We start from the raw sequence: 21,569 nt of genomic DNA, 5'->3' as shown, positions 1-21,569 counted from the left end.
ACCGCCGCTCATGGGGCCGCCTTGAACGACGCGGTGCCGAGCTTCTCGACGACCGCGCGCACGTGGTCGCCGGGCTTCAGCGGCACCGCCGCCGTGGCCGCGCCGGCCAGCACGATCCAGCCGTCGCGCAGTTCGACGCCGCGCCCGCCCGCCAGCCGGACCGCCGCGTCGAAGGCCCGGCGCGGGTCGCCGAGGATGGCGGCCGTCGAACCGGTCTGGACGACCCGGCCGTTCACCTCCAGCAGCACGCCGAGGTTGTCCAGCCCCTCGGGCGCCGGCGTCCACGCGCCCAGGACGTACCCGGCCGCCGAGGTGTTGTCGGCGATCACGTCGGGCAACGAGAAGTCGAAGCCCTCGAAGCGCGAGTCGATCACCTCCAGTGCGGGCGCGACCGCCGCGACGGCAGAGCCGGTGACCAGGAACGCGACCTCCGGTTCGGCCCGGGGGTGGATCAGCCGCGACAGGTCGAGCACGCCGCCGTCGCCGATCCGCATGCCGTCGGTCAGGTGGCCCCAGATCACCTCGTCCACGCCGACCTGGGCCATCTTGGCGCGGCTGGTCAGGCCCATCTTCACGCCGGTCAGCCGCTCGCCCCGGGCCAGCCGCCGTTCGACGAGCGCCCGCTGCACGTCGTAGGCCGCCGACGGGCCGAGACCGGCCGCCGCCGCGAGGCGCGGGACGGCGGTGACCGTCGTGGCCGCCCGGTCGAGGCGGTCGGCGAGTTCGCTGATCATGAGGTCCCTCCGAGGTCGAGCGCCACGTCGACGATCATGTCCTCCTGGCCGCCGACCATCCGGCGGCGGCCCAGTTCGACCAGGATGGCGCGCACGTCCACGCCGTAGCGGTCGGCGGCGCGTTCGGCGTGGCGCAGGAAGCTGGAGTAGACCCCGGCGTAGCCGAGCGAGAGCGTCTCGCGGTCGACCCGGACGGGCCGGTCCTGGAGCGGCCTGACGAGGTCGTCGGCGGCGTCCATCAGCGCGAACACGTCGCAGCCGTGCGGCCAGCCGTGGAGTTCGGCGACGGCGGCGAAGACCTCCAGCGGGGCGTTGCCCGCCCCCGCGCCCATGCCCGCGAGCGAGGCGTCGACCCGGGTGGTGCCGTGCTCGACGGCGACCACGCTGTTGGCGACGCCGAGCGACAGGTTGTGGTGGGCGTGGATGCCGATCTCGGTGCCCTCGTCGAGCACCTGCCGGTAGGCGTCGACCCGTTCGGCGACGTCGCGCATGAGCAGCCGGCCGCCCGAGTCGGTGACGTAGACGCAGTGCGCGCCGTACGACTCCATGAGCTTGGCCTGCCCGGCCAGAGTGGCCGGGTCGGCCATGTGCGACATCATCAGGAACCCGGCCACGTCCATGCCGTTGTCCCTGGCCCAGGCGATGTGCTGGGCGGCGATGTCGGCCTCGGTGCAGTGGGTGGCGATGCGCACGCTGGTGACGCCGAGGTCGCGGGCGGCCCGCAGGTCGGCGATGGTGCCGATGCCGGGCAGCAGCAGCGTGGTGAGCCGGGCCCGGGTCATGACGGAGGCGGCGGCCTCGATCCACTCGGCGTCGGTCGCCGCGCCGTGGCCGTAGTTGACGCTGGAGCCCGCCAGGCCGTCGCCGTGGGCGACCTCGATCGCGTCGACGCCGGCCGCGTCCAGCGCGGCGGCGATCCGGGCGACCTGGTCGGGGGTGTAGCGGTGCGCGATGGCGTGCATGCCGTCGCGCAGGGTGACGTCCTGGACGTACAGGCGGTTCACCGGGTCACCATCCGTTCGGCGACGCGCAGCGCCGCGGAGGTCATGATGTCGAGGTTGCCGGCGTATTCGGGCAGGTAGTGGCCCGCGCCGGAGACCTCCAGGAAGACCGACACCTGGAGCCCGGCGAACCGGCGGCCGAGCGCCGGGACGTGGGCGTCCACGGGGTCGAACTGCACCTCCTGCTTGAGGCGGTAGCCGGGCACGTACTCCCGCACCGAGGCGACCATGTCGGCCACCGAACGGGCGATCTCCGCGCGGTCGGCGTCGGCGCACAGGCAGTAGACCGTGTCCCGCATGAGCAGCGGGGGTTCCGCCGGGTTCAGCACGATGATCGCCTTGCCGCGTTCGGCGCCGCCGACGACCTCGATCGCCCGCGACGTCGTCTCGGTGAACTCGTCGATGTTGGCGCGGGTGCCCGGCCCGGCCGACCGGGAGGCGATGGAGGCGACGATCTCCCCGTACACGACCGGGGCGACCCGGCCCACGGCGGCCACGATCGGCACGGTGGCCTGGCCGCCGCAGGTGACCATGTTGACGTTGCGCTCGCCGAGGTGCTCGTCGAGGTTGACCGGCGGCACCACGTAGGGGCCGACCGCGGCCGGGGTGAGGTCGACGACGACCTTGCCGTGGGCGCGCAGCACCTCGTCGTTGTGCCGGTGCGCCCCGGCCGAGGTGGCGTCGAAGACCACGTCCACGCCGGCGAACTCCGGCATCGCGACCAGGCCCTCGACGCCCTTGTCGGTGGTGGCCACGCCCATGCGCCGCGCGCGGGCCAGGCCGTCGGAGGCCGGATCGATCCCGGCCATCGCGACCATGCGCAGCGTCTTCGACAGGCGCAGCACCTTGATCATCAGATCGGTGCCGATGTTGCCCGACCCGATCACCGCCACTCCGGCGCTCATGCCACCCCTCCGAAACAGGTCCTGACCGAGCCGAGGCCCGAGATGCGCGCCTCGTAGGCCGCGCCCGGCGTCACCGGCACCATCGGGCCGAGCGCGCCCGAGAGCACCACGTCGCCGGCCCGCAGCGGGCGGCCCGCCTTCGCGAGCGTCCCGGCGAGCCAGGCGACGGCGTGCGCGGGGTTGCCCAGGCAGGCCGCGCCCGCGCCGACCGAGACCGGCTCGCCGTCGTGTTCGAGCACCGCGCCGCAGAGCCGCAGGTCGACGTCGGCGACCCGCCGGGGGCTGGTGCCGAGCACGAACAGGCCGCTGGAGGCGTTGTCGGCGACGGTGTCGACGATGGAGATGTCCCAGTTGGCCACCCGGGAGCCGACGATCTCGATGGCCGGCAGCAGGTGGTCGGTGGCGCGGACGACGTCCACGACCGTCACCTGCTCGTGCGGCAGGTCGGCGCCGAGCACGAACGCGATCTCCGCCTCGACGCGGGGTTGCAGCACCCGGCCGGGCGCGACCTCCGCGCCGTCGGGCACCGCCATGTCGGCGAACAGCACCCCGAAGTCGGGCTGGAAGACCCCGAGGGCCTTCTGCACGACCGGGTTGGTCAGCCCGATCTTCGCCCCGACCGGCCGCCGCCCCTCGGCGGTCCACCGCTCGACCTGCGCCTGCTGCACGGCGTAGGCGGTGGCGACGTCCCCTTCGGGCAGCAGGCCGCCGCGCAGGGGCGGGCACGGCGTGCCGGTGTCGTAGGCGTCGCGCAGGACCTGCGCCGCCCGCTGGATGTCGGTCATGTCAGATCCACGCAGACGTTGGTGAGCTCCGAATAGAAGGCCAGTGAGTGTACGCCGCCCTCCCGGCCGATCCCCGACGCCTTGACCCCGCCGAACGGGGTGCGCAGGTCCCGCAGGAACCAGGTGTTGACCCAGACGATCCCGGCGTCGAGGCGGGCGCCGGCCCGGTGGGCGCGGCCGACGTCGCGGGTCCAGACGGTCGCCGCCAGGCCGTAGACGCTGTCGTTGGCGAGCGCGAACGCCTCGTCCTCGTCGTCGAACGGGGCGACGTGGCAGACCGGGCCGAAGATCTCCTCCCGGTTGGTGCGGGCGTCCTGGCCGAGGCCGGTGAGCACGGTCGGCCGCACGTACGCGCCGCCGTCCCGGGCGTCGCCGAAGACCGGGACGTCACCGCCGGCCAGCACGGTCGCGCCCTCGGCGCGGGCCAGGTCGTAGTAGCCGAGCACCTTCTCGCGGTGCCCGTGGGAGATCAGCGGCATCGTGCCGGTCGCCGGGTCGGACGGCCAGCCGAAGCCCTGCCCGGCGGCCCGGCGGGCCAGCCGTTCGGTGAACTCCTCGAAGACGGGCCGCTGCACGTAGAGCCGTTCGGTGCACAGGCAGACCTGGCCGCCGTTGGTGAAGCTGGAGCGCACCGAGCCCTCGACGGCGGCGTCGAGGTCGGCGTCGGCGAAGACGAGCCCGGCGTTCTTGCCGCCCAGCTCGAACGACACGGCCTTCACCCCGTCGGCGGCGGCCCGCATGATCGCGCTGCCGGTGGCCGACTCGCCGGTGAAGGTGATCGCGTCGACCTCCGGATGCGTGGTGAGGAACTCGCCCGCCGAGCCGGGCCCGAAGCCGTGGACGACGTTGAACACCCCGTCGGGCACGCCGACCGCCGCCATCACCTCGGCCAGCAGCGTGGCCGAGGCGGGCGTCTCCTCCGACGGCTTGACGATCACGGCGTTGCCGCAGGCCAGCGCCGGGGCGACCTTCCAGGTCAGCAGGAGCAGCGGCAGGTTCCACGGCACGATGACCGCCACCACGCCGACCGGCTTGCGCACGGCGTAGTTGAGCGCCCGCCCGCCGGTGACGAACGACTCGGTGGGGGCGGTGGCGACGATCTCGGCGAAGGCCCGGAAGTTGGCCGCGCCGCGCGGGACGTCCAGCGTCCGCGCCTGCGAGATCGGCTTGCCGGTGTCGGCGACCTCGGCGGTGACCAGGTCGTCGAAGCGCCGGTCGAGCTCGTCGGCGATCGCGTTCAGCATCCTCGCGCGCTCGCGCTCGTCCATCCGGCCCCACGGGCCGCGCATCGCCCGGCGGGCCGCCCGCACCGCCGCGTCGACGGTGTCGGGCCCGGCCTCGGCGACCTCGAAGACGGTCTGCCCGGTGACCGGGCTGACCTTGGGGAACCGCTTCCCGTCGGCGACGAACCGGCCGTCGACGAAGTTGCGCAGCAGCCCCGGTTCACCGGCGGGTCGTCCGGACATCAGGTCCGGCGTCCATGACGTCACGCGCTCCGCCTCCCTCTGAGGATCGCCGCGCCGAGCGCCAGCGCGCCCGCGCCCACGGCCGCCCCGAGCACCCGGTGCTGGCGGCGCACCCGCCGCCACACCTGCGCGTAGGGCACGGTCGAGAAGGACACCAGCTCGTAGCGGGAGACGTACCGGCCGGGCAGCGCCCGCTCCAGCGCGTGCTCCACCTTCTTCTGGAGCTGGAAGACGGGGGAGGCGACCTTGTCGCGCATCTCGACGAAGTTGGCCAGGGCCATCCGGGCGATGGCCTCGGTGTTGTCCCTGCGCCGCTCCTCGTAGAGGGGCAGCGCGCGGGCCCAGTCGCCGCCGGTCTCCTCCAGGCAGCGGTCGAGCTCGACGACGTCCTCGAAGGCGCAGTTGGCGCCCTGCCCGTAGAAGGGCACGATCGCGTGGGCGGCGTCGCCGATCAGCGCGGCGGTGCCGCCGACGTGCCAGGGGGTGCAGCGCACGGTGCCGAGCAGGCCGACGGGGTTGTGCCGGTAGTCCTCGACGAGGGTCGGGGCCAGCTCGATCAGGTCGGGGTAGTGCTCGGCGAAGTGGCGTTCGATCGCCGCCGGGCTGCCGATCGAGGCGAAGCTGCTGGTGCCGCTGTTGGGCCAGAACAGCGTGCAGGTGAACGAGCGGTCGGGGTTGGGCAGCGCGATCATCATGGAGGTGCCGCGCGGCCAGATGTGCAGGGCGTCCGGGGCCAGCGCGAACGCGCCGTCGCGCGGCGGGATGCGCAGCTCCTTGTAGCCGTAGTCGAGGAAGTCGAGGCTCTCGGTCAGCCCGGCGTGCGCGAGCAGCTGGGCCCGCACCGCCGATCCCGCGCCGTCGGCCCCGAGCACCACGGCCGCCCTGGCCTGCCACACGCCATCGGGGGTCTCGTACGTCATCTCGCCCGTGCGCGGGTCGAGGGCGGTCAGCCGGTGGTCGAACACGATGCGCACGCCGGGCTGCTCGGCCGCCGCGGTGAGCAGGGCGTTGTTCAGGGCCGAGCGGCTGATCGAGTTGATCGCCCGCTGCCCGTCGTGGCTGTAGGGCTGGAAGTCGAGCTCGCCCCGCACCGGGTGGATGACCCGCCCGCGCATCGGCAGCGCGTCGGCCATGACCTGCTTGTCGAGCCCGATGCGGCGCAGCGCGTCGAGGCCGCGCTCCGACAGGGCGAGGTTGATCGACCGGCCCCGCTCGACCGTGCCGGTCCGGGGGTCGGGACGCCGTTCGTACAGGGCGACCCGCAGGCCGCGCCGGGCCAGGAAACAGGCGAGCAGGCAGCCGGCCAGACCGGCGCCGACCACCGCTATCTCGTCCGGGTCGCTCATCGGACCTCCTCGATGACGTGCGCGAGGGCGTCGGCCAGACGCCAGCAGTCGTGGTAGGTGCAGTACAGGGGCACCGGGGCGGCCCGGACGATGTCCGGCTCCCGGGCGTCGGTGATGACGCCGAACTCGTGGCGCAGCCGTTTGGCCAGCTCGTGGGCGCTGCCGGGACCGATGCGCAACGACAGCTGGCTGCCCCGCCGGTCGGGGTCGCGCGGGGTGACCAGGGTGACCGGCAGCTCGTCGAGCAGCGACTCCAGGTAGCCGGTCAGGCGGCGGCTCCGGGCCCGCAGCTCGGCCATGCCGACCCGGTCGAAGATCTCCAGGGAGGTGCGGACCGGGCCCATGGCGTAGATCGGCGGGTTGGAGATCTGCCAGGCGTCGGCCGTCGCCGGGGGACGGGAGACCGGCGCCATCTCGAAGCGGGTGGCCGGTTCGGTGCTCCACCAGCCCTCGAACCTCGGCACGGCCGGGTCGCCGAGGTGCCGCTCGTGCACGAACACGCCGCCGAGCGCGCCCGGCCCCGCGTTCAGGTACTTGTACGAGCACCACGCGGCGAAGTCGGGCCCCCACTCGTGCAGCTCCAGCGGGACGTTCCCGGCGGCGTGCGCCAGGTCCCAGCCGACCAGCGCGCCGGCCTCGTGGCCCGCCCGGGTGATCGCCGGGATGTCCATGAGCTCGCCGGTGAGGTAGTTGACCCCGCCGAGCAGCACCAGCGCGACCTCGTGGCCCTCGCGGGCCAGGTAGCTGAGCACGTCGGCGGGGTCGAGCCGGACCACCGTCGCGTCGGGGTCCAGATCGTGGAAGCGGGCCTGGCTGCGGACCGCGTAGCTGTCGGACGGGAAGGCGGTGTCCTCGATGACGATCTTGGTGCGGGTGCCCACGGGCCGGTAGAAGGACACCATCAGCAGGTGCAGGTTGACCGTCAGCGAGTTCATCACCACGGTCTCCGCCGGCAGCGCGCCGACCAGCCGGGCCGCGGTGCCGGTGAGGAACTCGTGGTAGGGGAGCCACGGGCGGGCCGCGTCGAGATGGCCCTCGACGCCGAGCCGGGCCCAGGCGTCGAGGTCGTCGAGCAGGTCGCCCCTGGTCGCCCGGGGCTGCAGGCCCAGCGAGTTGCCGGCCAGGTAGGCGGCCTCGGCGTAGCGGCCGCCCTCGGCCGGGGGGACGTGGAAGAGGTCGCGGTGGCCGGGGTCGGCCGCGTCGCGTTCGAGGGCGTCTGCCTCGGTGAACATCGCCGCGCCTCTCAGACCAGGGTCCTGGCGGACCAGAGTTCGGGGAAGACCACGCGGGCCATGCTGCGGCGCAGCCAGTTGGCCCCGGCGGAGCCGCCGCTGCCGGCCTTCTCGCCCATGGTCCGCTGCACCGCCTTGAGGTGCTGCCAGCGCCAGTCGCCGAAGCCGTCGGCCAGGGCGGTGAGCGCCTCGCCGAGCGCCCACAGGCGGTCGCCGGGGGCGTGCTCCCGGTAGATCTCGACCCAGGCGGCCTCGACGGCCGGATGGCCCTCGTGCTCGATCGTCACGTCGCGGCCGAGCAGGTCGGCGGGGATGCCGAAGCCCTGCCGGGCCAGCGCCGCGATCACGTCGTCCCACAGGCTGGGCTCGCGCAGGGTGGCCTGGAGGGCGGCGTACACCTCGGGCTGGCGGTGGAAGGGCCGCAGCAGCGACGCGCTGCGCAGGCCCAGGAGGAACTCCAGGTGCCGGTACATGGCCGACTGGAAGCCCGACGCCTCGCCCAGCTGGTCGCGGAAGCGGTTGAAGTCGGCCGGGGTCATCCAGTCGAGGCCGCGCCAGGCGGCGTTGAGGCCCTCGACGTCGAGGGTGGCGCGCCTGAGCGGGGCGATCGCGCCCCAGACGTCGTCCTCACGCAGCAGCCGCTGGGCCTCGCGCAGTTCGAAGCAGGTCAGGCCGAAATAGAGCTCCATGATCTGGCTGACCATGAGGAAGGACATCTCGCCGGGGTCCTTGCTGATGGTCTGCTGGAGCGAGTGCAGGGTGTCGGCGTGCACGTACACGTCGTAGGGCAGGCCGTCGGCGAATTCCAGCGTGGGGTTCCCGCCGTTGGCGACGGCCCGGGCCGCGCGGGTGCTGTTCGTGCTCTCCACAAGACCTCATGCTCCACCAATCGGTCATATACCGAGAAGGAGCACTTAAAGGTACTATGCGCCCCTGGCCTGTTGTTTTACGGCCAAACCGCTCAACCGCTTAAAGAACCGAAGGTCGCCATGGACGATATGGATTGGGCGCTGCTGCGCGAGTTGCAGGTCGACGCGCGGTTGTCCTTCAGCGAGTTGTCCCGCCGGGTCCACCTGTCGCCGCCCGCCGTGGCCGAGCGGGTGCGGCGGCTGGAGGAGACCGGCGTCATCTCCGGCTACCACGCCCGGGTCGACCTGACCCGGACCGGCTGGCCGGTGATGGCGATCATCCGGATGTCCTGCTACGGCCCCCGCTGCATGTTGCGCGACCCGTCGGTGGCCGAGTGGCCCGAGGTGCTGGAGATCCACCGCATCACCGGCGACGCCTGCTGCATCCTCAAGGTCGCCGCCGAGACGATGGACGCCTTCGAGCACGTCATCGACCGGCTCGCGCCCTACGGCCAGCCGTCGAGCACGATGGTGCTCTCGACCCCGCTGCCGTGGCACTCGGTCACCCCGCCGCGCACCCGGCCGGCCTAGGAACGCCGCAACGACGGCAGCACCGCCGAGCCCAGCAGCTCCACGCCGCGCCGGTCGCTCAGCCCGTGGGGGGTGCCGAACTCGACCCGGCGCACCCCCGCGTCGATCAGCGCCTGCGCCTGGGCGGCGACGTGGTCGGGGGTGCCCGCGAACGCGAACAGGTCGAGCAGGTCGCCGGGGATGAGCCGGCCCGCCTCCTCGTGGCGTTCGGCGTCGACCAGCTCCTTCACCCGGGTCACCAGGTCGGCCGGGATCTCGACGGTGGGGTCGAGCTCGGCCACGACCGCCAGGTACATGGCCACCTCCGCGCGGGCGCGGGCCCGCGCCGCCGCGCCGTCGGTGTCGACGACCGTGACCGCGCCGAGCACGATCCCGACGTCCTCGGCCGCGCGGCCGGCGGCCTCCGCGCCCGGCCGCAGCCGCTCGCGGATCACCTTCACCATCGCCGGGTTGGCGCTGCCGCCCACCTTGATCTCGTCGGCGACGCGCCCGGCCAGCGCCGCGCCCTTCGCGCCCCACGCGCCCAGCAGCAGCGGCGGGTCGGGGCGGTGGACGGGGTAACGCAGCGTGGTGCCCGGGGCCAGCCGGAACACCCGGCCCTCGTAGCCGTCGGCGTCGCCGCGCAGCAGCCGGTAGACGACCTGCGCCGACTCCTCCAGCGTGGTCAGCGGGCGCGACTGGTCGATGCCTACCGCGCCGAGCCAGGTTCCCCTGGCCAGGCCCAGGTAGGCCCGGCCCTTCGAGGCCAGGTCGAGCGCGGCGATCTGCCCCGCGATCTCGTAGGGCGCGAGGGAGTAGGGGTTGAGGCAGGCCACGCCCAGGCGCACCCGCTCGGTGGCGGCGGCCATCTCCAGCAGCGGGAAGATCGGCGGCTGGAACATCAGGTCGCCGAAGACGGTCAGCACGTCGAAGCCGTGCGCCTCGGCGCTGCGCGCCAGTTCGGCGTAGTCGCCCGCGCCCTTGTCGCTCTGCAGACCGAGGCCGATCTCGACCCTGTCCGTACGGGTGGTCACGTCAGGTCCGCCGAGTTCATCCGCCGCCGGCAGGTGCGCGAGACCTGCATGATCAGGCGCTCCTCCGGGTCGGGGCAGGCGAACAGGGTGTCCTGGGCCAGCCAGTCGCCCGCCGCCAGGTCGCGCTGCTTGGCGGCGAGGAAGGGGAGCACGGAGGCCAGGGCGTACACGCAGAAGTGCTTGCCGTCGGGGAGCTTCAGGTGGGCGCTGTCGGTCAGGTCGAAGTGGTCGCCGACGTTCATCCCGCAGACCGACCGGCCTTCGATGCGTTCGACGGTGACCCGGAGGTCGTAGATCTCCATGTCGGTTTCGTCCATGGGGCCGGTCTCCTTCAAGGAGTCGGGGGGTTTATGGCCAGAACGATCTCCGTCTCGGTGTCGGAGGTGTTCAGGTAGCGGTGGGGGCGGTTGGAGTCGAGCGTCAGGCTCTCGCCGGCGGCGACCGTGTAGACCGACCGCTCGACCTGGACGGTCAGGGTGCCGGACACGACGTACACGCACTCCAGGGACGGGTGGCTCCACAACTCGTCGCTGGAGACCTCGCCGGGCGCCAGCACGGCGTGCAGGACCTCAAGTTGCCCGTTGCCGGGCGTCAGGCGTTCGTAGCGGATCTGGCCGTTGGGCGCGCCGAGGGTGGAGCGCTCACCGGGCCTGCTGATCCACACCGCGGGCGCGGCGGGGTCCTCGAACAACGAGGCGATGGACGCGCCGAACACCCCGGCCAGGCGGCGCAGGGTCGACAGGCTGGGCTCGGTGACGCCCCGCTCGATCTGGCTGAGCAACGTGGGGGAGACGCCGGCCTGCTCGGCCAGGGCCCGCAGGCTCATCCCCCGCTCGGTGCGCAGCTCGTGCAAGCGATCTCCGATCACCCGCGCCGTCCTTCCTACCATCGCACTGTCACGTGCAGGTTAACTACACGCGTGGGCAGCACCGTAGGGCTGCGGGCATTCGCCGTCAACAGACAGTCGTGAGCAGGTGATCAGCGGTGACGACTCTTGACGTGGTCCCTGCCCACGGCCTAGCGTGCGCGGTCAACGTGCAGTAAGGCTGCACGAGAGTCATGACATCGCCCCATATTTCTGAGCGGGCCCCCGTAGCCCGGCCTTGGAGTCCCTCATGAAGATCCGCCGGTCTGCCGGTGCGCTCACCGCCGCAGTGGCGCTGAGCCTGCTCACCGCCTGCGGCGGTGGCAACGCCGCCGCCCCGTCCTCGCCCGGCGGGCAGGGCGGCAAGACGCTGGTCATCGACACCGCGTTCCAGCTCAAGACCACCGACCCGGCCCGCATGTACGAGCCGTCGGGGCTGCTGATCGACCAGACGATCTACGACACGCTGCTCACCTTCAAGGGCGGCGACGTCACCAAGCCGATCCCGGCGCTCGCGGAGTCGTTCACCGCCTCCGACGACGCCAAGACCTACACGTTCAAGCTGCGGCAGGACGCGAAGTTCTCCGACGGCACCCCGCTCACCTCGGCCGACGTCGCCTTCTCGCTCAACCGCGTGAAGAACGTCAAGGGCAACCCGTCGTTCCTGATGGCGGGCCTCACGGTCACCGCGCCCGACCCCGCCACCGTCGTGATCGCCAGCGAGGAGCCGAACACCGCCATCCCGTTCATCCTGCCCAACCCCGCGCTGGGCGTCGTCAACTCGGCCGTCGCCAAGCAGAACGGCGCCACCGACGCCGAGGACGCCGACAAGACCGACACCGCCGAGGCGTTCTTCAACAAGCAGTCGCTCGGCAGCGGCCCGTACGTCCTGGAGAGCTACAGCACCACCTCGCAGGTCGTGCTGAAGGTGAACGAGAAGTACTGGGGCACCAAGCCCGCCTACTCCAAGGTCGTCGTCCGCAACACGCAGGCCAACGTGCAGCGGCTCAACGTCCAGAAGGGCGAGTCGCAGATCGCGGTCGACCTGTCGCCCGAGCAGGCCAAGAACATGGGCGACCTCCAGGTCGTCAACGGCGCCTCGCCGAACGTGTTCTTCCTGTTCAGCAACAACAACCCGGAGATCTCCAAGATCTCCTCCAACCCCAAGTTCCAGGAGGCCGTGCGCTACGGCGTCGACTACCAGGGGCTCGTCGACCTGGCCGGCGAAGGAGCCCTCCAGGCGCCCGGCATCGTCCCGTCGCTCTTCCTCGGCGCGCTCCCGGCCGCCGACGGCGTCAAGCGCGACGTCGCCAAGGCCAAGGCCGCGCTCGCCGAGTCGGGCCTGCAGAACCCGACCGTCAAGCTGAACTACCCGAGCGACGTGCAGGTCAACGGCCTCAACTTCGGCGACCTCGCCGCCCGCGTGCAGGCCAACCTCAAGGAGGTCGGCATCAACGTCGAGCTCGCCCCCGCGTCGGTGCAGACCGCGCTGGAGTCCTACCGGGGCGGCACCGAGGAGATGGGCCTGTGGCAGTGGGGCCCCGACTTCCCCGACCCCAGCAACTACCTCAACTTCCTGCCCGGCCAGCTCGTCGGCCTGCGCGCCGGATGGGCCGAGGGCGCCAACCCCGCACTGGAGGAGCTGGGCGCCAAGGCCCGCACCACCGTCGACGACGCCGCCCGCTCGGCGCTGTACGTCGACATCCAGCACAAGATGAACGAGGGCGGCCCGATCGTGCCGCTGATCCAGCCGGCGCAGATCCTGGTCGCCGCCAAGTCGGTGACCAACCTGCAGTCGAACGCCCTCTGGCTGGTCAACGTCCGTGAGCTCGGCTAAGCCGAAGAGCGGTGCCCCCGGGACGGGTCGCAGGGCGGCCCGTCCCGGCGGGGTGCTGCTGCGGTTCCTGGCCCGGCGGCTGGCGGCCGCCCTGCTGCTGAGCGTGGGCATCACCCTCGTGGCCTTCACCCTGACCCAATTGGTCCCGGGCGATCCCGCCGCCGCCAACCTGGGGCAGTCGGCGATCGGCGACCCGGCGGCGGTGGCCGCGTTCCGCGCCAAGTACGGGCTCGACCAGCCCCTTCCGGTGCAGTATCTGACGTACATCGGCAACGTGGCCCAGGGGAACCTGGGCGTCTCGCAGCAGAGCCACCGGCCGGTGGCCGAGGACCTGGCCGAGTTCGTGCCCGCCACCATCGAGCTCGCGCTGTTCGCGATCGTGTTGTCGCTGGTCGTCGGCGTCGCCCTCGGCGTGATCGCGGCCGTCAACCGCGACCGCTGGCCCGACCAGGTGCTCCGGGTGGTGAGCCTGGGCGGGGTGTCCATGCCCACGTTCTGGGTCGCGCTGGTCGCCTTCTACCTGCTGTCGTTCAAGTTCGACCTGCTGCCCGGCACGGGACGACTCGATCCGGTGCTGAGCCCGCCGCCGTACACGACCGGCTTCTACTCCGTGGACGCGGCGCTGGCCGGGCAGTGGGACGTCATGTGGTCGGCGCTCGGCCACCTGGTGCTGCCCTCGCTGGTGCTGGCCGTCTACACGGTCGGCATGCTGATGCGCTTCAGCCGCGCCTCGGTGCTGGAGATCCTCGGCAACGACTACGTGCGCGCGGCCCGCGCCAAGGGCCTCCCCGAGCGGGTCGTCATCGTGCGCCACGTGCTGCGCCCCGCGATGGTCGCGATCATCACCGTGGCGGGCGTCGCCTTCGGCAGCCTGCTGTCGGGCGCGGTGCTGGTGGAGAAGATCTTCTCCTGGCCCGGCGTCGGCCAGTACGCCTACCGCAGCGCCGTCAACCTCGACCTGCCCGGCATCATGGGCGTCAGCATCGTCGTGGCCGGCGTGTACATCCTCATCAACCTGCTCGTGGACCTGCTGTACGGGGTCATCGACCCGAGGATCAGGCTCACATGACGACTGGATCCCGCACCCCGTGGCGGCAACCCCTGGCCCTGGTCGGCGCGGCCTTCGTCGTGTTGTGGGTGCTGGTCGCGGTGCTCGCCCCCGTGCTGGCCCCCTACGGCCCCGTCGACCAGATCGCCGACAAGCTGCTCGAACCCTCGGCGCAGCACCTGTTCGGCACCGACCAGCTCGGCCGCGACGTGCTCAGCCGCGTCATCTACGGCGCGCAGGTGTCGCTGCCGCTGGCCTTCCTGCTCGTCGCCCTTTCGGCGGTGATCGGCTCGATCGTCGGCGCCGTCGCCGGCTTCTTCGGCGGCTGGGTCGACGGCACCCTCATGCGGCTGGCCGACCTGGTGTTCGCCTTCCCCGGCATCATCCTGGCCATGGCGGTCGCCGCCGCCCTCGGCCCCGAACTGCGCAACGCCGTGCTCGCGGTCGTCGTAGTGTCGTGGCCGTCGTACGCGCGGCTGGTGCGCGGCCTGGTCATGTCGGCCCGCAACTCCGAGTACGTCGCCGCCGGCCGGCTGCTCGGCTCGTCGTCGGTCCGCACGATGATCGTGGACCTGCGGCCGAACGTCGCCGGGCCCGTGCTGGTCATGGCGGCGCTCGACGTCGGCAACGCCGTGCTGCTGCTGTCGGGCCTGTCGTTCCTGGGCCTCGGCGCGCAGCCGCCCATGGCCGAGTGGGGCTCGATGGTGGTGTCCGGCATGGACTACTTCGACCTGTGGTGGTTGTGGCTCTATCCGGGCCTGTCGATCCTCACCGTCGTGCTCGCCTTCAACTTCGTCGGAGACACGCTGCGGGACGCCCTCGATCCGCGCACCGCGCGTGCGATCAGGGGGTGACCGTGGCAACGCTACTGGAGGTCGAGGACCTCACCGTGTGGCTCGCCACCAGGAACGGCCCCCGCAAGGCCGTCGACGGCCTGTCGTTCCGGGTCGACTCCGGCGAGGTGTTCGGCATCGCGGGGGAGAGCGGCAGCGGCAAGACCATGACCGCGATGGCGCTGCTCGGCCTGCTGCCGCACGCCGCCAAGACCAGCGGCCGGGCCGTCTTCGAGGGCCGCGACCTGCTGGCCATGAAGCCGCGCGCCCTGCGTGACGTGCGCGGGCGCAGCATCGCGATGGTGTCGCAGGACCCGTCGACGAGCCTGCACCCGATGCTCAGCATCGAGACCCAGGTGACCGAGCACATGCGCCACCACCTGGGGATCGGCAAGTCGGAGGCGCGCGGGCGGGCGGTCGAGCTGCTGTCGACCGTGCGCATCCCCGACCCCGAGCGGGCGCTGAAGGCGCACCCGGCGCAGTTCTCCGGCGGCATGCGCCAGCGCATCGCCATCGCCGTGGCGCTGGCGTGCGAGCCCCGGCTGCTGCTGGCCGACGAGCCGACGACCGCGCTCGACGTCACCGTGCAGGCGGGCATCCTGCGGCTGCTCGACCGGCTGCGCCGCGAGCGCGACCTGGCCGTCGTGGTGATCACCCACGACCTGGGCGTGATGTCGGCCGTGGCCGACCGCATCTGCGTCATGTACGGCGGCCGCACCGCCGAGGTCGGCCCGCGCGAGACCGTGCTGACCAGGCCCCGGCACCCCTACACGCGGGGCCTGCTCGACGCGCTGCCGCACCCGGAGGGCGGGGCGGCGACGCTGCGGCCGATCACGGGCAGCCCGCCGTCGCTGGGCGCGGTGCCCGACGGGTGCCCGTTCCACCCCCGGTGCGCGTTCGCCGTCGACTCCTGCCGGGAGCGGCGCCCCGAGCCGGTCCTCGTCGAAACCGGGCACCTGTCGGCCTGCCCGCCCGATCCGCTGGGAGGCGCCGCGTGAGCGCGCTGCTGGAGGCGACCGGGGTCGCCGTCGAATACCACCGGACGGGCGCGCCGCCGCTGCGCGCCGTCGACCACGCCGACCTGACCCTCGCCCGGGGCGAGATCCTCGGGCTGGTCGGCGAGTCGGGCTGCGGCAAGTCGACGCTGGGCCGGGCGATCGTCGGCCTCCAGGGCACCACGTCCGGCGAGATCCGCTTCGACGGCCGCCCGGTCGCGCCGCTGGGGCTGCGCCGCCGCCCGGCCGAGCTGCGCGGGCTGCAGATGGTCTTCCAGGATCCGTACGCCTCCCTCAACCCCCGCCGCCTGGTCGGCGACCAGGTGGGCGACGGGTATCTGCTCGGCGGCACGTCCAAGACGGAGGCCCGCCGCCGGGCCGGGGAGCTGCTCGAACGCGTCGGCCTCCCGGCCGACGCGGTGAAGCGCTACCCGCACGAGTTCAGCGGCGGCCAGCGCCAGCGCATCGCCATCGCGCGCACGCTGGCGGCCGAGCCGAGCTGCATCATCGCCGACGAGCCGATCAGCGCGCTCGACGCCTCGGCGCAGGCGTCGGTGGCGAACCTGCTGGTGGAGCTGGTCCGCGAGCTCGACATGGGCCTGGTGTTCATCTCGCACGACCTGTCGGTGGTGCGGCAGATCGCCGACCGCACGGCGGTCATGTACCTGGGGCGGGTCGTCGAGGTCGGGCCGACCCGGCAGGTGTGGTCGGAGCCCGCCCATCCGTACACGAAGGCGCTCATCTCGGCGGTGCCCCGGGCCGACGGCGCGGGTGTGCTGCCGGTCGAGCTGCCGGGAGACGTGCCCGACCCGTCGCGGCCGCCCGGGGGGTGCCGGTTCCATCCGCGCTGCCCGGTGGCGCTGGCGTCGTGCGCGCACGACGACCCGCCGCTGACGATCCTGCGCGACGGCCGTTCGGCCGCCTGCGTGCTGGCCGAATGACTGATGAGAGGACATGAGGTGCTCGCGGAGCTGACCGAGCGGTTCTGGGCCTGGCGGCTGGCCACCACGCCGCGGACGCGCGACGACATCCCCCGGGTGGTCCGGCCCGCCGGGTGGCGGCCGGAGTGGGACGCCCTCACGGTCGAGGAGGACCTGCGGTTCCTGGCCGCGATCGAAAGCGACCTGGCGGCCGTCGCGCCGTCGGCCGACCCGGCGGTCGAGGTGCCGCGCCGGCTGCTCGCCTCGGCGACCGCGCGGGTGCGGTGGGAGCTCGACGTCGTGCGGAGCTGGCGGCGCGACCCCTGGTTCTACCTCGACCAGACGGTCGGCCACGTCTACGACGCGCTGCTGCCGCCCGGCCCGTTCGACGCGGCCCGCAGCGCCGACCTGGTCGAGCGGCTGCGCTGGATCCCCGGCACCCTCGACACCGCCAGGGACAACCTCGACGGCACCGCCACCCGCGAGTTCGCCGAACTCGCCCTGAACGACAGCCGCGAGGTGGCCGACCAGCTCAGGACCGCCGTCGCCCTGCTGCTGCCGCACCTCGACCCGGCCTGCCGCGACGCCGCCGCGAAGGCGGCCGAGGTGGCGGCCGAGGCGCTGGCCGGCTGGCTGGCCTGGCTGACCGAGCGGTTGCCGGGCTTCGCCCCGCACCGGCCCGTCGGCGCGGAGGCGTTCGGCTTCTTCCTGCACCGGGTCGCCCTGCTGCCCTGGTCGACGGCCGAGATCCTCGCCCTGGCCGCCCAGGAGCGCGACCGGGCCGAGGCGTTCGAGCTGTTCGAGCGGGCCAGGTCGGGCCCGCCCGCGTGGCCGGCGCCGCCGGAGAGCGCCGAGGCGCAGAGCGCGGCCGAGCGGGCCGCCGAGCTGGAGGTGCGCGCCTTCTACGAGGAGCGCGGCCTGCTGTCGCAACCGGCGGAGCTGCGGCACTACCGGAACCTGCCCCGGCCCGACTACCTGGAGCCGCTGCGCTGGCTGGGCGTCAGCGACGACCTCACCGACGAGCACCGGCTCGACCAGGACGGCGTCAGCTACGTCCCGGTGCCCGGCCCCGACCTGCCCTACTTCTACAAGGCCAACGCGGCCGACCCGCGCGCCGGGATCATCCACGAGGGCGTGCACTACCAGCAGCTCGCGCTGACCTGGCGGCACCCCGATCCGGCCCACCGCCGGTTCTACGACTCCGTGCCCAACGAGGGCATCGCCTTCTACAACGAGGAGATGATGCTCCAGGCCGGCCTGTTCGAGGACGCGCCGCTCAGCCGGGCCATCGTCTACAACTTCATGCGGCTGCGGGCGATCCGGGTCGAGGTCGACGTGCGCCTGGCGCTCGGCGAGATCGACATCGACGGCGCGGCCCGCATGCTGCACGAGCTCGTGCCGGTCGACCTGGAGACCGCCCGCGAGGAGGCCGCGTTCTTCGCCGCGACCCCGGGCCAGGGGTTGTCGTACCAGGTGGGCAAGGTGCAGGTGACCCGGCTGCTGGCCGACGCCGCCCGGCGCGACCGCGACGGCTTCGACCTGCGCGCCTTCCACGACGCGTTGTGGGCCGACGGCAACGTGCCGCTGGCCGTGCAGCGCCTGCAACTGCTGGGCGACGCGAGTGAACTGGAGAAGGCCGACGCCCTGGCGGGCGACATGCGCGCCTTCGCGGCCGAGCTCCTCGACGCCATCACCTCCGGCGACGTCGCCCGGCTCGACCGCCTGTACGCCGACGACATCCGCGTCTGGCACAACTACGACGGCATCGACCGCGACAAGGTCGAGAGCCTCGACGCGATCCGCCTCATCGACGCCGGGATCGAGGGCTTCCACGCCACCGACGTGCGCGTCGACCCGGTGCCCGGCGGCTACGTGCAGCGCTGCGTCTACCGGGGCCGCGACCGCGACGAGGGCACCGAGATGGCGGTCGACGCGATGATGCGCGTCGAGGTGCGCGACGGCCGGGTCACCCGGATCGAGGAGTACACCGACCCGGCGCAGGGCGGCGTCCCGTCGGTCACCCGGGTCAAGGACGGCTCCGGCTGGGAGGAGCAGGCCGGCTACTCCCGCGCCGCCCGGCAGGGCGACCTCATCGCGGTGAGCGGCACCACGGCCGACGGCCCCGACGCCTACGCCCAGACCCTCGACGCGCTCCGGCGGGGCGTCGCGGCGGTGGAGGCGCTGGGCGGCAGGCGGGAGACCGTGTTCCGCACCCGGCTGCTGCTGACCCCCGACGCCGACTGGGAGCAGGCCGCGCGGGCCCACGCCGAGGTGCTCGGCGACGTGGCCCCCGCCAACAGCACCTACGTGGTCAACGCCCTCATCGGCGAGGGTTTCCTGGTCGAGGTCGAGATCGACGCGAAGGCGGTCCGGGCATGACGTTCTCCCTGCGGGTCAACAACGACCTGGACATCCCGACCCTGGTCGACCTGGCGCAGCGGGCCGAGAAACACGGCTTCGACCAGTTGTGGGTCTCCAACGACCTGTTCCTGCGCTCGGCCCCGGTGCTGCTCGGCTACCTGGCCGCCAAGACCGAGCGCATCAAGCTCGGCGTCGGCATCATGAACCCCTACTCCGTGCACGTCTCGGAGATCGCCATGATGGCCGCGACCATGCGCGAGGCCACCGGCGGCCGGTTCCTGCTCGGGGTCGCCGCCGGGTCGGCCGAGTTCCTCGGCTGGGCCGGGATCGAGCGCCCGCGCCCGCTGTCGCGGACCGCCGAGGCGGTCACGGTGCTGCGCGCCCTGCTCGGCGCGGAGGAGGTCAGGGGAGAGTTGCCCGCGTGGTTCGGGCCGCTGTCGGAGCTGCGCCTGCCGCCGGGCGATCCGGTGCCGGTGTACGTCGGCGCGATGAGCCCCAAGATGCTCCAGATGGCCGGGCGGCTGGCCGACGGCGTGCTGCCGCTGCTCTATCCGCCGGAACACTTCACCACCGCGCGGGCCGAGGTGGCGAAGGGCGCCGAGGAGGCCGGGCGCTCGGTCGACGAGCTCGACGTCCCGGCCTGCTTCTGGGTCTCGACCGGCGGCGACGACGAGCAGGCCCGGCTCGCCATGGCCGCCAAGATCGCCTATTACGGGCCGTCGTTCGCGCCCTACCTGCTGAGCCGGGCCGGGCTCGCGGTCGAGGACTTCGCCCCGATCACGGCCGTGCTGGAGCGCGACGGCCTGGACGCCGCCGCGCGGCTGGTCGACGACCGCATGTTGTCGCTCGGCATCACCGGCGGCACGGCCGACGTGGTCGAGCGGTGCCGCTCGCTGCGCGCGGCCGGGGCGGCCCACCTGTCGTTCGGGCCCCCGCTCGGCCCCGACCTGCGGGAGGCCGTCGAGAAGCTCGGCAGCGAGGTCCTGCCCGCGATTTCGCGTTAACTGAACAGCGATGAACATGCTTCTGCAGGTCAGCGTGGACATGTTTACTCAGATGAAACAGCTTTCCCTCTTGTTCACGGAAGTTTCGCCTTGGTAGAACGGTGTGAGTGCGGGCGATCCCCAGCCCGCGCACACCTGTTCGTGGAAGGCGAGCTATGGCTGGTTCTCCCGCTTTCTCTCGTCGGTCGGTGCTCCAGCTCGGCGGCGGCGTCGCCCTGCTGCTGGCCACCGGCTGCGCCGCCGGCTCGAAGCCCCAGGGCGCGACCGCCCCTTCCGGCACCGCCCCCGCCGCCGCGTCGTCGCTGCGCATCGCCGTCTCCAGCTACCTCAGCAGCTGGGACCAGGACTTCGTCGGTTTCGACCTCACCGCGCTGATGCTCTACAAGAACGTCTACCCCTACCTGATCGACTACGGCGTGACCGACGTGAACGGGGCGCAGATCCTCGACACCACGAACATCACGCCCACGTTCGCCGAGTCCTTCACCCCCAGTGCCGACCAGAAGGTCTGGACCCTCAAGCTGCGCAAGGGCGTGACGTTCGCGAGCGGCAACGAGATGAAGGCCGCCGACGTCAAGTGGTCGAAGGACCGCGCCTTCGCCGCCCAGGCCAACGTGGCCGGCATCTACCGCGTCATCGGCCTCACCGAGCCCGACCAGGTCAAGGTCGTCGACGACTACACCGTCGAGTTCACCCAGGCCTTCCCCAGCGCGCTCACCCCGCAGATCCAGGCCATCTCCCTGTACGTCTTCGACTCCGTCGAAGCCAAGAAGCACGCCACCGACGCCGACCCGTGGGCCAAGGAGTGGTTCGCCAAGAACCCGCCCACCGGCGGTTACTTCAACGTCGAGAAGGCCACCCAGGGCCAGGAGATCGTGCTGGCGGCCAACGCCGGCTACCCCGGCCCCGACCCGGCCAGGACCCCGACGATCCGCGTCTCGGTCGTGCCGGCCGCCTCCAACCAGCGGCTCCAGCTCCAGAACGGCGACATCGACATCGCCCTCGGCGTGAGCAAGCGCGACGTCGCCGACCTGAAGAAGGTCCCGGGCGTCAAGGTCATCTCCGCGCCGAGCAACCAGCAGGTCACCCTCCAGATGTCGGTGACCACCGCCCCGTTCGACGACGTGAACGTGCGCAAGGCGCTGGCGTACGCGGTGCCGTACGAGCAGATCATCGCCAACATCTACGGCGGCGACGCCCGGCCGGCCAAGAGCCCGGTGCCGCTCGACATGCCCGGCTACGACGAGCGCGGCTACCCCTACGCCTACGACCTGGAGAAGGCCAAGGCCGCGCTGGCCGCCGCCGGGAAGACGTCGGTCGCCTCCGAGCTGGTCTTCGAGGCCGACAACGAGGAGCAGCAGCAGCTCGCCGTGCTGGTGCAGAGCGAGGCCCGCAAGGCCGGCATCGAGCTCACGCTCGCCCCGCTCGACCCGGCCACGCTGGCCGAACGCCGCCAGAAGCGCAGCGTGCCGCTCCAGATCACCTCGGGCCAGCTCTGGGTCAACGACGTCGAGTACATGCTCGCCACCAGCCTGGTGAAGGGCGCGAACCTCAACTACTCCAACTACTCCAACCCGGAGATCGAGAAGATCTACGAGGAGTCGCACACCACGGTCGACGCCGCCGCGCGCGGCGAGTTGTGGGCCAAGGTGCAGGACGTCCTGGCCGCCGACGTGCCGTGGGTGGTCGTCTGCCAGCCCAACTTCAACCTGCCCGTGCGCGAGGACGTGGCCGGCTGGGTGCAGCCGATGGACGGCCTGGCCCGCCTGCGGTTCCTGGCGTGAC

At 72.5% G+C, this 21,569-nt stretch carries 20 protein-coding genes; 9 read left to right on the top strand and 11 right to left on the bottom strand.

The features are described from left to right. Nucleotides 1-8: 8 nt before the first annotated feature. From AW274_RS25835 to AW274_RS25800, 8 genes are read right to left on the bottom strand one after another with little or no spacing between them, the layout of a single operon-like run. Nucleotides 9-734, bottom strand: a complete 726-nt coding sequence (locus tag AW274_RS25835) for a 2-keto-4-pentenoate hydratase (protein WP_062437111.1) — start codon at nt 732-734, stop codon at nt 9-11. Further along, nucleotides 731-1,738 carry a 4-hydroxy-2-oxovalerate aldolase gene (dmpG, locus tag AW274_RS25830; RefSeq protein ID WP_062437108.1) on the bottom strand — a complete coding sequence of 336 codons (1,008 nt, stop codon included), beginning with the start codon at nt 1,736-1,738 and terminating at the stop codon, nt 731-733. Before dmpG ends, AW274_RS25835 begins: the two co-directional genes overlap by 4 nt. Then, on the bottom strand, nt 1,735-2,640 hold the full coding sequence (locus AW274_RS25825; RefSeq protein WP_062437106.1) for an acetaldehyde dehydrogenase (acetylating): 906 nt from the start codon (nt 2,638-2,640) through the stop codon (nt 1,735-1,737). The genes dmpG and AW274_RS25825 overlap by 4 nt, the downstream gene beginning before the upstream one ends. Continuing rightward, the gene (locus tag AW274_RS25820) at nt 2,637-3,425 is read right to left on the bottom strand and encodes a 2-keto-4-pentenoate hydratase (RefSeq protein ID WP_062437104.1); all 789 of its coding nucleotides are present in this window, start codon (nt 3,423-3,425) and stop codon (nt 2,637-2,639) included. Before AW274_RS25820 ends, AW274_RS25825 begins: the two co-directional genes overlap by 4 nt. Continuing rightward, the gene (locus tag AW274_RS25815; protein WP_062437101.1) at nt 3,422-4,891 is read right to left on the bottom strand and encodes a 2-hydroxymuconic semialdehyde dehydrogenase; all 1,470 of its coding nucleotides are present in this window, start codon (nt 4,889-4,891) and stop codon (nt 3,422-3,424) included. The genes AW274_RS25820 and AW274_RS25815 overlap by 4 nt, the downstream gene beginning before the upstream one ends. 20 nt (nt 4,892-4,911) lie before the next feature. Next, the gene (locus tag AW274_RS25810; RefSeq protein WP_062437099.1) at nt 4,912-6,237 is read right to left on the bottom strand and encodes an FAD-dependent oxidoreductase; all 1,326 of its coding nucleotides are present in this window, start codon (nt 6,235-6,237) and stop codon (nt 4,912-4,914) included. Continuing rightward, nucleotides 6,234-7,469, bottom strand: coding sequence for a kynureninase (gene kynU, locus AW274_RS25805; protein WP_062437097.1), 1,236 nt, complete (start codon nt 7,467-7,469; stop codon nt 6,234-6,236). Before kynU ends, AW274_RS25810 begins: the two co-directional genes overlap by 4 nt. An 11-nt stretch (nt 7,470-7,480) precedes the next feature. Continuing rightward, nucleotides 7,481-8,338 carry a tryptophan 2,3-dioxygenase gene (locus tag AW274_RS25800; RefSeq protein ID WP_062437094.1) on the bottom strand — a complete coding sequence of 286 codons (858 nt, stop codon included), beginning with the start codon at nt 8,336-8,338 and terminating at the stop codon, nt 7,481-7,483. A gap of 120 nt (nt 8,339-8,458) precedes the next feature. Between AW274_RS25800 and AW274_RS25795 the strand changes: the two genes are divergently transcribed. Further along, on the top strand, nt 8,459-8,908 hold the full coding sequence (locus tag AW274_RS25795) for an Lrp/AsnC family transcriptional regulator (protein ID WP_062437092.1): 450 nt from the start codon (nt 8,459-8,461) through the stop codon (nt 8,906-8,908). Here the strand turns inward: AW274_RS25795 and AW274_RS25790 are convergent. The 3 genes from AW274_RS25790 to AW274_RS25780 are packed head-to-tail and all read right to left on the bottom strand — an operon-like array spanning nt 8,905 to nt 10,789. Next, entirely contained in the window at nt 8,905-9,921 is a 1,017-nt protein-coding gene (locus AW274_RS25790) for an LLM class flavin-dependent oxidoreductase (RefSeq protein WP_062437090.1), read from the bottom strand. The two genes, AW274_RS25795 and AW274_RS25790, sit on opposite strands and share 4 nt — an antisense overlap. Further along, complete coding sequence (locus AW274_RS25785; protein WP_062437086.1) at nt 9,918-10,238, bottom strand: TIGR04076 family protein; 321 nt, start codon at nt 10,236-10,238, stop codon at nt 9,918-9,920. The genes AW274_RS25790 and AW274_RS25785 overlap by 4 nt, the downstream gene beginning before the upstream one ends. Before the next feature lie 14 nt (nt 10,239-10,252). Beyond that, nucleotides 10,253-10,789, bottom strand: coding sequence for a helix-turn-helix domain-containing protein (locus AW274_RS25780; RefSeq protein ID WP_062437084.1), 537 nt, complete (start codon nt 10,787-10,789; stop codon nt 10,253-10,255). 247 nt (nt 10,790-11,036) lie between these two features. On the opposite strand from AW274_RS25780, the gene AW274_RS25775 reads away from it, so the two are divergent. The 8 genes from AW274_RS25775 to AW274_RS25735 all read left to right on the top strand — a co-directional run bounded on the left by AW274_RS25775 (nt 11,037) and on the right by AW274_RS25735 (nt 21,568). Next, nucleotides 11,037-12,623: an ABC transporter substrate-binding protein gene (locus AW274_RS25775; RefSeq protein ID WP_062437082.1), complete on the top strand. Its 1,587-nt coding sequence runs from the start codon at nt 11,037-11,039 to the stop codon at nt 12,621-12,623. Next, nucleotides 12,610-13,692 (top strand): ABC transporter permease, encoded by a 1,083-nt coding sequence (locus AW274_RS25770; RefSeq protein WP_083974799.1) that lies wholly within the window; start codon nt 12,610-12,612, stop codon nt 13,690-13,692. The genes AW274_RS25775 and AW274_RS25770 overlap by 14 nt, the downstream gene beginning before the upstream one ends. Then, nucleotides 13,689-14,525 carry an ABC transporter permease gene (locus tag AW274_RS25765; RefSeq protein ID WP_062437078.1) on the top strand — a complete coding sequence of 279 codons (837 nt, stop codon included), beginning with the start codon at nt 13,689-13,691 and terminating at the stop codon, nt 14,523-14,525. The genes AW274_RS25770 and AW274_RS25765 overlap by 4 nt, the downstream gene beginning before the upstream one ends. A gap of 2 nt (nt 14,526-14,527) precedes the next feature. Next, on the top strand, nt 14,528-15,502 hold the full coding sequence (locus AW274_RS25760; protein ID WP_062437968.1) for an ABC transporter ATP-binding protein: 975 nt from the start codon (nt 14,528-14,530) through the stop codon (nt 15,500-15,502). Further along, the gene (locus tag AW274_RS25755) at nt 15,499-16,440 is read left to right on the top strand and encodes an ABC transporter ATP-binding protein (protein ID WP_062437076.1); all 942 of its coding nucleotides are present in this window, start codon (nt 15,499-15,501) and stop codon (nt 16,438-16,440) included. Before AW274_RS25760 ends, AW274_RS25755 begins: the two co-directional genes overlap by 4 nt. A 3-nt stretch (nt 16,441-16,443) precedes the next feature. After that, nucleotides 16,444-18,798, top strand: a complete 2,355-nt coding sequence (locus AW274_RS39545; RefSeq protein ID WP_198169413.1) for a DUF885 family protein — start codon at nt 16,444-16,446, stop codon at nt 18,796-18,798. After that, a complete protein-coding gene (locus AW274_RS25740; protein WP_062437075.1) occupies nt 18,795-19,784 on the top strand; it encodes an LLM class flavin-dependent oxidoreductase in 990 nt (329 codons plus the stop codon). Before AW274_RS39545 ends, AW274_RS25740 begins: the two co-directional genes overlap by 4 nt. Nucleotides 19,785-19,972: 188 nt before the next feature. Next, on the top strand, nt 19,973-21,568 hold the full coding sequence (locus AW274_RS25735) for an ABC transporter substrate-binding protein (RefSeq protein ID WP_198169412.1): 1,596 nt from the start codon (nt 19,973-19,975) through the stop codon (nt 21,566-21,568). The last annotated feature ends 1 nt before the right edge of the window (nt 21,569 follow it).

The sequence above is a fragment of the Herbidospora daliensis genome, from assembly GCF_001570585.1.
Lineage (GTDB): Bacteria > Actinomycetota > Actinomycetes > Streptosporangiales > Streptosporangiaceae > Herbidospora > Herbidospora daliensis.
The sequence above is the reverse complement of the archived record's forward strand: the minus strand, read 5'-3'. Positions and strand labels throughout refer to the sequence as shown.

Excerpts from the sequence above, each read along its gene's own strand:
- kynU (WP_062437097.1), bottom strand. The coding sequence starts at position 7,469 with ATGTTCACCGAGGCAGACGCCCTCGAACGCGACGCGGCCGACCCCGGC.
- AW274_RS25810 (WP_062437099.1), bottom strand. The coding sequence starts at position 6,237 with ATGAGCGACCCGGACGAGATAGCGGTGGTCGGCGCCGGTCTGGCCGGC.
- AW274_RS25825 (WP_062437106.1), bottom strand. The coding sequence starts at position 2,640 with ATGAGCGCCGGAGTGGCGGTGATCGGGTCGGGCAACATCGGCACCGAT.
- AW274_RS25820 (WP_062437104.1), bottom strand. The coding sequence starts at position 3,425 with ATGACCGACATCCAGCGGGCGGCGCAGGTCCTGCGCGACGCCTACGAC.
- AW274_RS25785 (WP_062437086.1), bottom strand. The coding sequence starts at position 10,238 with ATGGACGAAACCGACATGGAGATCTACGACCTCCGGGTCACCGTCGAA.
- AW274_RS25765 (WP_062437078.1), top strand. The coding sequence starts at position 13,689 with ATGACGACTGGATCCCGCACCCCGTGGCGGCAACCCCTGGCCCTGGTC.
- AW274_RS39545 (WP_198169413.1), top strand. The coding sequence starts at position 16,444 with ATGAGAGGACATGAGGTGCTCGCGGAGCTGACCGAGCGGTTCTGGGCC.
- AW274_RS25815 (WP_062437101.1), bottom strand. The coding sequence starts at position 4,891 with ATGTCCGGACGACCCGCCGGTGAACCGGGGCTGCTGCGCAACTTCGTC.
- AW274_RS25740 (WP_062437075.1), top strand. The coding sequence starts at position 18,795 with ATGACGTTCTCCCTGCGGGTCAACAACGACCTGGACATCCCGACCCTG.
- AW274_RS25835 (WP_062437111.1), bottom strand. The coding sequence starts at position 734 with ATGATCAGCGAACTCGCCGACCGCCTCGACCGGGCGGCCACGACGGTC.
- AW274_RS25775 (WP_062437082.1), top strand. The coding sequence starts at position 11,037 with ATGAAGATCCGCCGGTCTGCCGGTGCGCTCACCGCCGCAGTGGCGCTG.
- AW274_RS25795 (WP_062437092.1), top strand. The coding sequence starts at position 8,459 with ATGGACGATATGGATTGGGCGCTGCTGCGCGAGTTGCAGGTCGACGCG.